The sequence below is a fragment of the Nocardia sp. NPDC019395 genome (assembly GCF_040632335.1).
In the GTDB taxonomy this organism is placed as follows: Bacteria; Actinomycetota; Actinomycetes; order Mycobacteriales; family Mycobacteriaceae; genus Nocardia.
Window position 1 is genome coordinate 1,848,406 of the sequence record NZ_JBEYBT010000001.1, and the last position, 12,916, is coordinate 1,861,321.

13 protein-coding genes and 1 pseudogene are annotated in these 12,916 nt (G+C 65.7%); 6 read left to right on the plus strand and 8 right to left on the minus strand.

The window, feature by feature from the left end:
- Positions 1-160: 160 nt before the first annotated feature.
- Positions 161-1,297, minus strand: a complete 1,137-nt coding sequence (locus tag ABZ827_RS07485; RefSeq protein ID WP_357234588.1) for a metallophosphoesterase — start codon at positions 1,295-1,297, stop codon at positions 161-163.
- 158 nt (positions 1,298-1,455) lie between these two features.
- Here ABZ827_RS07485 and ABZ827_RS07490 point away from each other — a divergent pair.
- A pseudogene (locus tag ABZ827_RS07490) lies at positions 1,456-1,566 on the plus strand (SDR family oxidoreductase); the annotation flags it as partial.
- 103 nt (positions 1,567-1,669) lie between these two features.
- Here the strand turns inward: ABZ827_RS07490 and ABZ827_RS07495 are convergent.
- From ABZ827_RS07495 to ABZ827_RS07510, 4 genes are all read right to left on the minus strand, one after another.
- Positions 1,670-2,233 carry a nuclear transport factor 2 family protein gene (locus tag ABZ827_RS07495; RefSeq protein ID WP_357233794.1) on the minus strand — a complete coding sequence of 188 codons (564 nt, stop codon included), beginning with the start codon at positions 2,231-2,233 and terminating at the stop codon, positions 1,670-1,672.
- Between the two features lie 65 nt (positions 2,234-2,298).
- Positions 2,299-3,171 (minus strand): sugar phosphate isomerase/epimerase family protein, encoded by an 873-nt coding sequence (locus tag ABZ827_RS07500; RefSeq protein ID WP_357233796.1) that lies wholly within the window; start codon positions 3,169-3,171, stop codon positions 2,299-2,301.
- Positions 3,168-4,358: a dihydrodipicolinate synthase family protein gene (locus tag ABZ827_RS07505; protein WP_357233798.1), complete on the minus strand. Its 1,191-nt coding sequence runs from the start codon at positions 4,356-4,358 to the stop codon at positions 3,168-3,170. The genes ABZ827_RS07500 and ABZ827_RS07505 overlap by 4 nt, the downstream gene beginning before the upstream one ends.
- Positions 4,355-5,518 carry a Gfo/Idh/MocA family oxidoreductase gene (locus ABZ827_RS07510; protein WP_357233800.1) on the minus strand — a complete coding sequence of 388 codons (1,164 nt, stop codon included), beginning with the start codon at positions 5,516-5,518 and terminating at the stop codon, positions 4,355-4,357. The genes ABZ827_RS07505 and ABZ827_RS07510 overlap by 4 nt, the downstream gene beginning before the upstream one ends.
- A gap of 173 nt (positions 5,519-5,691) precedes the next feature.
- Between ABZ827_RS07510 and ABZ827_RS07515 the strand changes: the two genes are divergently transcribed.
- The 4 genes from ABZ827_RS07515 (at position 5,692) to ABZ827_RS07530 (ending at position 9,633) form a co-directional block, all read left to right on the plus strand.
- Complete coding sequence (locus tag ABZ827_RS07515) at positions 5,692-6,756, plus strand: LacI family DNA-binding transcriptional regulator (RefSeq protein ID WP_357233802.1); 1,065 nt, start codon at positions 5,692-5,694, stop codon at positions 6,754-6,756.
- Between the two features lie 231 nt (positions 6,757-6,987).
- Positions 6,988-7,731 carry an ABC transporter permease gene (locus tag ABZ827_RS07520; protein ID WP_357233804.1) on the plus strand — a complete coding sequence of 248 codons (744 nt, stop codon included), beginning with the start codon at positions 6,988-6,990 and terminating at the stop codon, positions 7,729-7,731.
- Between the two features lie 43 nt (positions 7,732-7,774).
- Complete coding sequence (locus ABZ827_RS07525; protein WP_357233806.1) at positions 7,775-8,812, plus strand: ABC transporter substrate-binding protein; 1,038 nt, start codon at positions 7,775-7,777, stop codon at positions 8,810-8,812.
- Positions 8,813-8,829: 17 nt separating this feature from the next.
- Positions 8,830-9,633, plus strand: coding sequence for an ABC transporter ATP-binding protein (locus ABZ827_RS07530; RefSeq protein WP_357233808.1), 804 nt, complete (start codon positions 8,830-8,832; stop codon positions 9,631-9,633).
- 94 nt (positions 9,634-9,727) lie between these two features.
- Here ABZ827_RS07530 and ABZ827_RS07535 read toward each other — a convergent pair whose 3' ends face one another.
- Positions 9,728-10,114, minus strand: a complete 387-nt coding sequence (locus ABZ827_RS07535; protein ID WP_357233810.1) for an MmcQ/YjbR family DNA-binding protein — start codon at positions 10,112-10,114, stop codon at positions 9,728-9,730.
- Positions 10,115-10,485: 371 nt separating this feature from the next.
- Here ABZ827_RS07535 and ABZ827_RS07540 point away from each other — a divergent pair, with 371 nt between their 5' ends.
- Entirely contained in the window at positions 10,486-11,184 is a 699-nt protein-coding gene (locus tag ABZ827_RS07540) for a TetR/AcrR family transcriptional regulator (RefSeq protein WP_357233812.1), read from the plus strand.
- Between the two features lie 32 nt (positions 11,185-11,216).
- On the opposite strand, the gene ABZ827_RS07545 is transcribed toward ABZ827_RS07540, so the two are convergent.
- Complete coding sequence (locus tag ABZ827_RS07545; protein WP_357233814.1) at positions 11,217-11,657, minus strand: nitroreductase family deazaflavin-dependent oxidoreductase; 441 nt, start codon at positions 11,655-11,657, stop codon at positions 11,217-11,219.
- Positions 11,658-11,669: 12 nt separating this feature from the next.
- Positions 11,670-12,914, minus strand: coding sequence for a cytochrome P450 (locus tag ABZ827_RS07550; protein ID WP_357233816.1), 1,245 nt, complete (start codon positions 12,912-12,914; stop codon positions 11,670-11,672).
- Positions 12,915-12,916 lie beyond the last annotated feature (2 nt).

The window sequence follows — 12,916 nt, forward strand, 5'->3', positions numbered from 1 at the left end:
GTTCCGAGCCGCCGCACCAACGGGTTCCGTCAGGTACCCGGAGAACCTCGGACAACGAACCCTCCGGACAGCGGTATATCGGGCTCGGGTCGTGCGGCCGTTCGTGTCGTCCGCGACCGGCCTGCACACTCTTGATCGGGCCCGGATGCGTCCGATGACGTCAAGCGGAATGAAGTGTTATCACCGTGATTTCACTGGGCGCGAAGATACGAAACGGAGGCCCCCAGAAACCCGTACCCCTGCTGGTGTACAGCTGAGTCCGTGCACCGTGGCGGCTCAACCCGTGAACGGTGGGTTGATCGAGACGGACCAGGAAGTTGAACGGCCAGATCTGCCCACCGTGGGTATGGCCCGCGATCTGCAGGTCGACACCGGCGGCCACGGACTCGAAGACCTGTTTCGGTTGATGCGCGAGCATGAGCACCGGAAGCCCGGGATCGGCTCCCGCCAGGGCATCGTCGAAGTTCGCGCCGTGACCAGTCAGTTTCGCCGACTTCGCGGTGGCGTCGTCGACGCCCGCGAGTACGAGGCGGTCGCCGCCGCGCTCGACGACAATATGCTCGTTGTGCAGGGTTTTCCAACCGATCGAATCCATGTAGTCGAGCCAGCCCTGCGCCTCCCCGAGGTACTCGTGATTGCCGGTGACATAGACCCTCGCGAGCCCGGCGTCCATGGTGGCGAGCGGGGCCGCCTGCCCACGTCGTCGCTCCACGGGGCCATCGGCGATATCACCGACGTGGGCCACGATATCGGGACGCAATTCGTTCACAGCCGCAGCGACTCCGGCCGACCACTTCGTCCGGTCGATCGGACCGAAATGGGTATCGGTGACGGCGACGATCCTGATGCCGTCCAGGCCCCGGCCGAGTCGTGGCAGGGTGACGTCCACATGCGCGATTCGGGGAATTCGCATGGCCTCCCGATTGCCCCAGATCAGGAGAACCGCGGTCACGAGAACGACCGCCGTGGCCACCGCACGTGAGCGAACCGGGTCCTCCACGCCCACGACGGCGAGTACGAGCCGCGCGATCGTGCCGATCACCGACCACGCGAAGAGCACCCAGACGATTCCCAGGATGGAGTCGCCGATCACGCCTGCCCAGTCGAGATGGCGGCGGCCGTGGCTCGATACCAGCATCACGGGTAAAGCCACGAGAGTGATCGCGAAGGCCGCTGTCCCGAGTGCGACCACGGGTGCCGGCCACTGGGTTCCGGACATAACCAACGTCCACCACGGGACGGCGAAGAGGACCAGCAGCACGGAGACGATCGTCGTAGTGATCGCGAATGCCCGCAGAGGTCTGGGAAGAGTACGCGAATCCGATCGGACCGTCGTATCTGGCAACGGAGTGCTCACCACCTCGATCCTAATTCAGTTCTCGAGGCACGCCGACGATCGCGGCAGCTCTTCGGCCGGTGCCCGAGTATCCGGCAGACGACGCGTGGGAAAGAACTCGGTACGGCAGGCCGGAGGAGATCGCCGCCGGCGTCGCTTTCCTCGCCGGCCCGCAGGCCTCCTACGTCACCGGCGCAGTGCTGAGGATCGACGGCGGATACGGCGCATAACGCGACGGCGGGGCTGATATCGGCGGCCACGCACGGCGATGGCGCAGGAGCGAAGTGACGCTACAGGTCTCCGAACGATCACCGTGCCGCCGCGGGCCCCGGCTCACCAACGCTCCGGGGCCGGGGTTTCCATGGACAGCGGGCGCTGGTAGGACAGGTCGGATTCGTCGCGGGTACCGACGAGGTAGCCCGCTTTCTTGAAGAAGCTCGATTGCAGCACGGACGCGTCCGCACCGAACATCGTCTCGACGGTGGAACGCCGTACCGCGATACGCCACCGGCCGTCACGGCGTTCGAGCCGGTCGAGGTAGCGGCCGGCGATCACCTGGGCGCTGCGGCCGTCGAGCCCGAGCAGTACGACGAGGACGTAGCTTTCCGCGTGCGCGGTGTCACCGTCGATATCGCAGGTATGCGTCGTGACGTGGTGAGTATGAACGAGCGATGTTTCCGCATGCGTCCGATTGGCCCATTCGGCGTAGCCGGGCCCCGGGTTGACCGCAGCACCGTGTTCATCGATTCCGTCGTGGTGATAGGCGGCGGTCACCAGATCGGGATCATGGCGATCGCAGCCGCGTGCATGACCGGCGATACAATCGAGGATCTCTGTCCGGTCCATCAGGTATCGGACATCTCGCTGGAGCGCTTCCAGGTCCTTACCGTTGACCATATATCTCCTTGTGTTCCACTGGGATCGACAGTGTACGGCGGTCGACACCAGGGTCCCCTTCCGGTTCAGTCCACGAGGCCAGGAAGAACCAGATCGCGGTAGCGCTGCTTCATCGTCTCGATCACTTCCCCGCCGTCACCGGCCCAGATATCCGCATTGAAGATCTCGACCTCGACGTCACCGCGGTAACCGGCGGCGCGGACCCACCGGCCGATGGTCGTGAAATCGATGACGCCGTCACCCATCATGCCGCGGGACAGCAGTGGATCGGCGGTCATCGGGTTCAGCCAGTCACATACCTGGTAGGAGCTGATCCGTCCGGTGGCACCGGCCTGCGCGATCTGTTCTTCGAGGGCCGGATCCCACCAGATATGGAAGGTGTCGACCACAACACCCACGGTCTCCGCCGGATGCAGGCGCGCCATCGTCAATGCCTGTGCCAGTGTGGAAATCACTGCCCGGTCGGCACAGAACATGGGGTGCAGCGGCTCGAGGGCGAGGCGGATGCCGCGCTCGGCCGCGTACGGGACCAGTAGTGCCAGCCGCTCGTCCGCTCGCGCCCGCGCGCCGGCCAGGTCCCGGTCGGGCATACCGCCCACCACCATCACCAGTTCCCGCGTGCCCAGTGTCGCCGCGTCGTCGATGGCGCGGCGGTTGTCGTCGAGTGCCGCCCGCCCGTCGCCCGGCTCGGTCAGGAAGCCGCCGCGGCACAGACTGGACACCCGCAACCCCGCATCGGCGACGATCTTCGCCGCGGCGGTGGCGCCGATTTCGTCGACCCGATCGCGCCACAGCCCGATCGCGCCCAGCCCCGCCCGGGCGGCACCGTCCACCGCCTCGGCCAGGGTCCACCGCTTGGTCGTCGCCGTATTCAGCGACAGCGACCGGAACGGATCGGCCGGATCGAAGGCACTCTGCTGTGCCGCAACAGAAGTCATGATGTCAATCCGTTCAGTTCGAGGTAGATTCGCATGCGGTGCGCGGCCAGTTCCGGATCCGACAAGAGTCCGGCCTTGTCCGCGAGCCGGAACAATTCGGCGAGATGAGTCACGGAACGGCCTGTGGACAGCCCGCCTACCATCGAGAAACCCGCTTGCTGGCCGTTGAGCCAGGATAAGAACGCGATACCGGTCTTGTAGTAGTAGGTCGGTGCGGCGAAGATATGGCGACCGAGTGCCTGTGTGGCGCCGAGGATATCCGACGCACGCGTCACATTGCCGTTGTCGATTTCCTGTAGCGCGGTGGACGCGGCGGGATAGATCGCCGCGAAGATGCCGAGCAGTGCGTCGGAATGCCCGTGCGTATCACCGATGATCAGCTCCGGGTAGTTGAAATCATCGCCTGTGTACAACCGCACACCATCGGGCAACGCGCGTCGCAACGCGATCTCGTGTGCCGCGTCGAGCAGTGAGACCTTCACTCCGTCGATCTTCGATCGATTGTTCTCGATGAGCGTGCGGAAGGTCTCGGTGGCGGTATCGATATCGGGGCTGCCCCAGTACCCGTGCAGTGCGGGATCGAACATGGTGCCGAGCCAGTGCAGGATCACCGGCCGGTCCACGCCGGCCAGCAACTTCTCGTAGACGGATACGTAGTCGGCGGCCGATCGGGCGACCCGGACGAGCGCCCGCGAAGCCATCAAGATCACCTGGGCTCCGGCGTCGGTGACCACGTCGATCTGCTCGCGATAGGCGTCGACGATAGTGGCGAGTCCGGCCGGTCCCGCGGGGAGTCCGGCGAGGTCGAGCTGATCGGTTCCGGCTCCGCAGGCCAGCCGGCCGCCGGCCGATGCCGCCTCGGCTCCGGATCGCCGGATCAATTCCGCGCTCGCCTGCCAATCGAGGCCCATTCCACGCTGTGCGGTGTCCATGGCATCGGCGACACCGAGTCCGTAGGACCATAGTTCGTGCCGGTAGGCCAGTGTCGCGTCCCAGTCGACGGCGGCGGACGCGCCGGGCGTGTTGTCCGCCGTGGCGCGCGGAACCACATGCGCGGCAGCGAAAGCCACACGCGAGGTGATGGGTCGCCGCGGCCGCGTCCACGCGCCCGGGACACCGAGAACGTACGGTTCGAGCCGGCCGTCGACGGGCAGTACGACCGATACACCCGTGGATGCGGCGGTCACAGCGTGACCGCCGGGATCTCGATCCGGCGGCCTTCGGCGGAGCTGCGCAGTCCCAGTTCGGCCAGTTGCACCCCGCGTGCGGCGGAGAGCATTCCGTAGCGGTGCGGCCGGCCGTTCACCACGTCGGTGAGGAACTCCTCCCACTGCAGTTTGAATCCATTGTCCAGATCCGCGTTGGCCGGCACGTCCAACCACTGGTCACGGAACGGCTCGGTGACCGGGAGATCCGGATTCCAGACCGGTTTCGGAGTGTGCGAACGATGCTGGGCGACGCATTTGCGCAGACCGGCGACGGCGGAACCGTGCGTTCCGTCGATCTGGAACTCGACGAGCTCATCGCGGTACACGCGTACAGCCCACGACGAGTTGATCTGTGCGATCACGCCGTTTTCCATTTCGAAGATCCCGTAGGCGGCATCGTCGGCGGTGGCCGGATAGGGCTTGCCCTGTTCGTCCCATCGCGTGGGGATGTGTGTCGCCGCCTTCGCGGTAACCGCCTCGACCTTGCCGAGCAGGCCCTCGAGTACATAGTTCCAGTGGCAGAACATATCGACGACGATGCCGCCGCCGTCTTCGGACCGGTAGTTCCAGCTGGGTCGCTGGGCGGGCTGGCCGTCGCCCTCGAATACCCAGTAGCCGAATTCGCCGCGCAGCGAGAGGATCCGGCCGAAGAAACCTTCGTCGACCAGCCTGCGCAACTTCACCAGGCCGGGTAGGTAGAGCTTGTCGTGGACGACTCCCGCGGTGACGCCGGCGTTCGCGGCAACCCTGGCGAGTTCGACGGCCTCGGTCAGTGTTTCGGCGGTGGGTTTCTCGGTGAAGACGTGTTTACCCGCCTTCATCGCCGGGGCCAGCGCCTCGGCGCGGCGGGAGGTGACCTGCGCGTCGAAGTAGATGTCGATCGACGGATCGGCGATCACGGCGGCGGCGTCGTCGCTCCATTCGGCGACCCCGTGTCGTTCGGCGAGTTCGGCGAGCTTGGCGGCATTGCGGCCGACCAGGATCGGCTCCACGTGGACACGGCTGCCGTCCGGGAGCCGCAGCCCGCCGCCGTCGCGGATCGGCAGGATGGAGCGCAACAGGTGCTGGCGGTAGCCCATGCGTCCGGTGACGCCGTTCATGGCGATACGAAGCGTGCGCTGCGGAGTGGAATCGGGCATGGCTGGGTGCCTCTTCTGATCTGCGGGCTGACGACCGCGGAATGGGTCGCGGGAGGTGCGGATGGACCCACACCTGGCGAGTGAACAGGTCAGCGTCGGAATGCGCTTTCCAAGCTATGCTAGTCGCGAAGTCCGGTCAACCCCACGCACACGAGAGAACGAGGCACGAGGCCATGGCGGCTGTGAGATTGCAAGATGTCGCGACCCGGGCGGGCGTCTCCCAGGCGACCGCGTCCCGGGTCCTCAACGGCTCGTCACGGGTGCCCGGCGAAGGTGTCGCCGACCGGGTTCGCGCCGCCGCCGCCGAATTGGGATATGTGGCAAATGCCCAGGCCCAGGCCCTCGCGCGGTCCTCGACGGGCCTCATCGGACTCGTCGTACACGATATCGCCGACCCTTACTTCTCCTCTATCGTGCAGGGCGTCCAGGCGGCCGCGCGCAGAGCCGGCAAACTCGTTCTGCTGTCCAGTACGCAACGCGATTTCGATATCGAACGCGAATCGGTGAGCACCTTCATCTCGCACCGCGCCGATGCGATCATCCTGGCGGGTTCGCGCCAGAGCGGGGATCTCGACCGCGATCTCGAAAAGGACTGCGCGCGATATCTGGACAACGACGGCAAGGTGGTCGTCATCGGGCAGCCGCTACCGTTCGGCGCCGCCGTGGAGCCCGAAAACCACGCGGCCTCCGCGCAACTGGCGCAGGCGCTGCTCGGGCAGGGGCACCGGGATTTCGCCGTTATCGGAGGTCCGGGCAATATCCGGACCGCTGTCGACCGGCGCAACGGCTTCGTCGAAACTCTCGCGGCGCAGGGGGTGACACCGCTGGTGGAGATCGCGGGCGATTTCTCCCGTGACGGTGGTTTCAGCGCCGCCCGCCGCCTCGCCGCCGCGCTGGATCTGCGGCCTGGACAGGCCGGCGGCATCGCGCCCTGCGTTTTCGCCGTCAGCGATGTTATGGCGATCGGCGCGATCGCGGCATGGCGTGAACTCGGCCTCACGGTGCCCGATGATGTCTGCGTCGCCGGGTTCGACGATATCCCGACACTGCGCGACCATGTGCCCAGCCTGTCGACGGTGGCACTGTCGCTGGTCGAGATCGGCGAAAAGGCCGTCGCGCTCGCACTCGACGACTCGGCGACAGCCTCGCAGGCCCACGAATTCGCGCCCGGCCGCGTGATCCTGCGCGACAGCAGCGTTTTGCGACAGGCCCGACCTGAGACAACGCCGAACCCTTGACACTGTGTGTCCGGTCACACTAGCCTCGATTCCAGCGTCGGAAAGCGCATTCCCGGCGGGTGTAGTGCGAACCCCGCTCCACTACTAGCTTTAGGACTCCAGATGGCGGTAGTCACATCCGTCGAGGCCGGTTCCTCCGCACCGAAAACAACGCGACCCGTTCGTACTCGGCGCCGGAAACTCCCATCCCCATCCACACTGTGGTCGACCATATGGCGGCCGCTCGCCCTGGTGGCGGTGCTCGTCGTCGCATGGTGGGCCGTCACCGAGTTCGAATTCGTCGAGCCGTACATTCTGCCGTCGCCGGCCGACACCTGGCGCACCGCGGCCGACAACTCGGCGTACCTACTCGAGAACACCTGGGTCACCACTTACGAAACGGTGGCCGGCTTCGTTATCGCCGCGCTGATCGGCGAAGCCGTCGCGCTGGTGATGATCTACTCCCGCGGTGTCGAGCGAACGATGTATCCGCTCATCCTCTTCGCGCAGGTCATCCCCAAGATCGCGATCGCACCGCTGTTCATCGTGTGGCTCGGGTTCGGCACCAGCCCCAAGATCCTCGTGGCCGTTCTGATGGCGTTCTTCCCGATTGTCATCGCCGGGATGGCCGGGCTGCGCTCGGTCGATCCCGAAATACTCGAGCTCACCTCCACCATGGGCGCGAGCAATTGGAAGACGTTCGTCAAGGTCCGTTTCCCGGCATCGCTGCCGCAGTTGATGTCCGGTCTCAAAATCGCCGCCACCCTCGCGGTCACCGGCGCTGTCGTCGGTGAGTTCGTCGGCGCGAACGAAGGGCTCGGCTACGTGATCCTGCAAGCCAACGGAAATATCGACACAGCGATGCTGTTCGCCGCCCTCATCATCATGTCCATGCTGGGCATCATCCTGTTCGCGATCATCGAAATCGCCGAACAGTTCCTTATTCCCTGGCACGCCTCGCGCCGATCCACGGCTTCGGCCGTCGGCGCGGCATGAGCCTGCCGAACACCCATCTCAGTGCCACAGCTGGAGAACTCCCATGAAATTCCGAACTCGCACATTCACGACGATCGCCGCCGCGGCCGCCTCGCTCCTGGTATTGACCGGATGCGGGGACGGAAGCACCCAGGCGAAGGACCCCGGCACCGACGGGGAGACCACCGCGGTATCGCTGATGCTCAACTGGTACCCCTATGGTGAGCACGCCCCGTTCTATTACGGGGTGCAGGAAGGTATTTTCGCCGAGCACGGGATCGATCTGACGATTTCGGCCGGCCAGGGCTCCACCAAGACCGCGCAGGCCACCGGTTCGAAGCAGACCGACTTCGGCTGGGCCGACACCCCGGCCGTCCTCAGCAATATCGACAAGGGCGTCAAGATCAAAAGTGTCGGTGTATTCCTCCAGACCACGCCGTCGGCAGTACAGGTATTCGCCGATTCGAATATCCGGACACCGGCAGATCTGGCGGGTAAGACCATTGCCGTCTCCGCGGGCGACGCACCGACCACGACGTTCCCGGTCTATCTCGACAAAGCCGGCGTTCCGGCGGATCAGGTGACCCAGCAGAGCCTCGACTCGGCGGGCAAGATGTCGGCGATGCTCTCGGGTCGCGTCGACGGGCTCATCGGATTCGCGCACGACCAAGGCCCCACCATCGCGAACAAGAGCGGAAAAGAGGTCCGCTATCTGCGGTATTCCGATCAGGGCCTGAGCTTCTTCAGCAACGGGCTGATCGCGAACCAGGCCACCATCGAATCCTCGCCCGAGCTCGTACAGGCCATGATGGATGCGACCAGCGAGGCTTTCGCCGCCGCCGTCGCGAACCCGGAGGCCGCGGTCGCGGCGATGGAAGGCAAGGATCCGCAACTGCCGCCGCAGGCGGTGCTGCTCGAGCAGTGGCAGCAGACCATCCCGCTGCTCAGCACATCGGAGACCGCCGGTAAAGCGCCGGGCACCAATTCCGAAGCCGATTGGCGCGCCACCGTCGATGTCCTCAGCGGTGCCGGCCTCCTCGGGAAAGCCGAGGACCCGGCCAAGTACTGGGAATCGACGTTCGCCCCCACCGGCAAGCCGTGACCGGAACAGGTGACGATATGAACACACCCACAGACACTCTCGCCCGCACCGATACCGCCGTCTCGGTAGCGGACCTGACCGTACGGTTCTCGTCCAAACGCGGCGAGGTCACCGCGCTCCACGAGGTAGGGCTACAGGTCCGCCGAGGCGAATTCGTCTCGATCGTCGGGCCGTCCGGCTGCGGTAAATCGACGCTGCTGAAGGTGGTCGCCGGCCTCACCGATCCGAGCGGGGGCAGCGTCGAACTCGGCGGTGCCCCCGTACGCGGGCCACAGCGCAATATCGGCTACGTATTCCAGCGCGCGGCATTGCTGGAATGGCGGACCGTCCGCAAGAACATCCTGCTCCAAGCCGAGATGCGCGGATTGAACAAACGGGCGGCCGAGGCCGAATGCGCGCGCCTCATCGAGATGACCGGGCTCGGCGGATTCGAAAACGCCCTGCCGCACGAACTCTCCGGCGGTATGCAGCAGCGGGTTTCACTGTGCCGGGCCCTGTTGCACGAACCGGAAGTGCTGCTGATGGACGAGCCGTTCGGGGCACTGGACGCGCTCACCCGGGAACGGATGAATATCGAGCTGCACCGTATCTGGCGGGAAACGGGTACAACGGTCCTGCTGGTCACCCATTCGGTGGCCGAGGCCGTCTACCTGGCCAACCGGGTGGTAGTGATGAGCCCGCGGCCGGGCCGGATCATCGAACTGCTCGACGTGGACCTGCCCGCGCACCGGGATTACGCCACGACGATGGAGCAGCCGGAATTCATCCGGGTCGCCAATCGGGTCCGGGAGCTGCTCGGCTCGGCAACCCAGGCGGACTGATATCCGACCGGTGAGCGGAGCCCCGGCCGGAGAGTCTCCGGAACAGGCCGGCGCTGCCGGATTACCACGGCTCACAGTTGACGGCGGGCGGACTTCATCGTTCGCCTCGTACGAATCGGCTCGGGTCCACCGGCCGCCGGCCCTTCGGAAGCTTTTCCACGACCAGCAGGTACGACTCCGTCACCAGATCGTGGACCAGCGTCGCATCGATATCGTCACCCGGGGTCAACGTGATCCAGTGCTGTTTGTTCATGTGATAACCCGGCGTGATGTGCTCGAAGGACTCCCGCAGCGCCTTCGCCTCCCCCGGCTCGGCCTTCACAATCACCATGGGCTCGCCGGTCACCTCTGTGATCAGCATGAAGACCTTTCCACGGACTTTGAAAACGTCCCAGTCCGGACCGAACGGGTGCTCCAGGCTCGCGCCGGGTAGCTCGTGCGCCCGCGCCGCCGCCTGCTCTTGCTGTTTCGTTCCCCGCATACAATCGCCCCTTCCGGTTCACGGTATTGCCGACCGGAGCGCCGACCCAGCGTGGTCGTGCGATTCCGCCGTAGGGTGTGGGAGGTGTGCGCAGCGTCACTGTCGTTGACGCCAGGATCATATCGTCGGCAATTGTCGGAATCGAAGAACTCCTCGACGCAGGGTCCGAGCGCCGCGGGTCACGTGCCTGACCGTTCCGCTCAACGGCGATGACTCGACCGGCCGTCTGATCGCAAAAAACGACACCGATATCGAGGTCGCTATAGTCGGCCGTTGCGGGTGGTCGCGCCGCACCGCACCGGTCAGGTCCGGTCCGGTCCGGCACGATCGCAGTGGCGATGTCACCGATCACCCCGCGAGAAAGGACACCGATGCCGAAAGTCACCGGCCGTAGGCCGGCCATCTCCAATGCCAGCCGTGGCCGAGGCGCCACGGAACCGGAGAAGCGACGTGGCACCGGCCGCACCTACCGGGGCCGCGAGACCCGGCGCCGGCTGCTCGAGGCTGCCAAAGAAGTTTTCGAACGCGACGGTTTCATCCACGCCCGGATCACCGATATCTGCACCGCTGCCGGTATCTCACACGGCTCGTTCTACACCTACTTCGTCACCAAGGAGGAAATCTTCACCGAGGTGGCCGATTCGGTCGAAGTCGAGCTGCTCACCACCGAGCCCGCGCCCGAGGACACCGACCCGGTGCAGCGCGTCCGCCTGGCCAACGAGCACTACCTGCGGGTCTACGGCGCCAACGCCAAGATCATGAGTGTCATCCACCAGGTCTCCACCATCGACGCCGAGGTCCGCGATATCCGGCTGCAGCGGCAGAACGCTTTCGCACAGGCCATCGAACGCCGGATCCACCTGCTCCAGGAATCGGGCGAGGCCGACACCGGGATCGAACCCGCCTACGCGGCCCAAGCTCTCGGGGGCATGGTCGCGCATTTCACCGACCACCTGTTCAATACCGAGAACGATTTCGATCTGGACACCGCCACCGAGCAACTCACACGAATCTGGGTGAACGCGCTCGGTATGCGCTACACCGCGAAGCCGCAATCTCCCGAGGGCTGAACTGCCGCCGGGCACAACGATTTCCGCCTTTCTCACACCGGAGAGAGCACCACGAGGGGAATGATGCGGTCCGTCCGGGTTCGATAGACGTCGTAGTTGGGCCACTGCTCGGCCATGATCTGCCACAGCCGGGACCGCTCGTCCCCGCTCGCGGTCCGCGCGACTACCGGGACGCGCTCGGCGCGCACCTGGATCTCCGCCCGCGGGTGGTCCTCGAGGTTGAGATACCACTCGGGGTGTGCCGGTGCGCCGCCCTTGGACGCGATGACGAGATAGTCGTCCCCATCGCGGCCGAAAATCAGAGCGCAAGTGCGCGGTGCGCCGCTCCTGCGTCCGGTCGTTGTCAGCAGCAGGGTCGGGACGCCGTTCCATTCATAGCCCACCGCACCGTCGGTTTCGCGGTATCGCGCAATATGGTTCGCGCCGACCAGGCCGAGATCGGGTGCGGCGTAACCAGGTTCGTTATCGGGCATGAGCTGTCCTTGCTATCCGAAGAGTACGGGGATCTCGGTGACACCGCGTTCGTACATTCCGATGAAGCGGGGTGGTTCGGCGTCGGGGTCCAGGCGCAGGTTGGGGAGGCGGTCGAGCAGCGCGCCGATCGCGGTACTGATCTCGGTCCGGGCGAGGTGCATACCCAGGCAGGTGTGGGCGCCGCCGCCGAACGCGAACGACGCGCGGATCTTGCGGGTGATATCGAATTCTTCCGGCTGCTCCCAGCGCTCGGGGTCGCGGTTGGCCGCTGCCACGCACAGATGCAGTACCGACCCCGCGGGCAGATATGTGCCGTGGAAGTCGATATCTCTGGTGACATAGCGGGAGAACATCGGGTCGGTGGGTGTCCACCGCAGCGCCTCCTCGATCGCCGGACGCAGCAGCGAACGGTCGGCCTCGACCTGTTTCAGCAGTTCCGGTCGCTGGAGTAGGGCGGTGAGCGTGATACCCATCTGTTTCCAGGTCGTCCCCGACCCGGCCAGGAGCAGCAGCAGCGCGAACGAGTAGATCTCGGCATCGGACAGCCGATGCGTGCTGCCGTCGGGCTCGCTGATCTCGGCCTGCACCAGCACACTGATCAGATCGTCCCGCGGTTCCCGGCGGCGGGCGGCGACGATGGGCGCCAGCCGCCGCACGATCTCCGGCGGATCGTGCATGGCCGCGCGGACCTCGAGTGCCTCGGCGACGGGGATCCCGAAACTGCCGGTGATCGTGAGCACCGGAATGGCCGCGCAGAAGTCCACATTCAACTCGGCGTGGCCGTCGCCGGCGAAGCCGTCGATGAGCGTCTGGACCGTATCGTCGATCCAATTGTCGATCCACCACCCGGCACGCCCCGGGACGAACGAGCGCTGCACCAGAGACCGGTAGCGCCGGTGCTGGTCACCGCCCATGCTCAGCATGCTGTTGGCCACGTCGGCGCCACCCGTGGGATCGACGGTATCCGGAGCGGAGGCGAATACCGCGGGGTTACGGTACGCGGTGTCCAGCGCGGCATAACTGAATGCCGAGTAGTGCGGCCGGCCGGGTTCGGGCAGTCCTTGGAAGAACGCCTCGCCCGGATAGCCCGTGAGGGCATGCACCGTGCCTTCGTGTACCGGGCCGCTTTCGCGCAGTTCCCGCCAGATCGGGTACGGGTCGACGCCGAAGTCACCGCCCATGCGCTGGTTGTAGCTGCTGCGCAGATCGAACAGTTCCCGGATCCGCGCACGATCGAGTACATGCGTTTCGGACATCG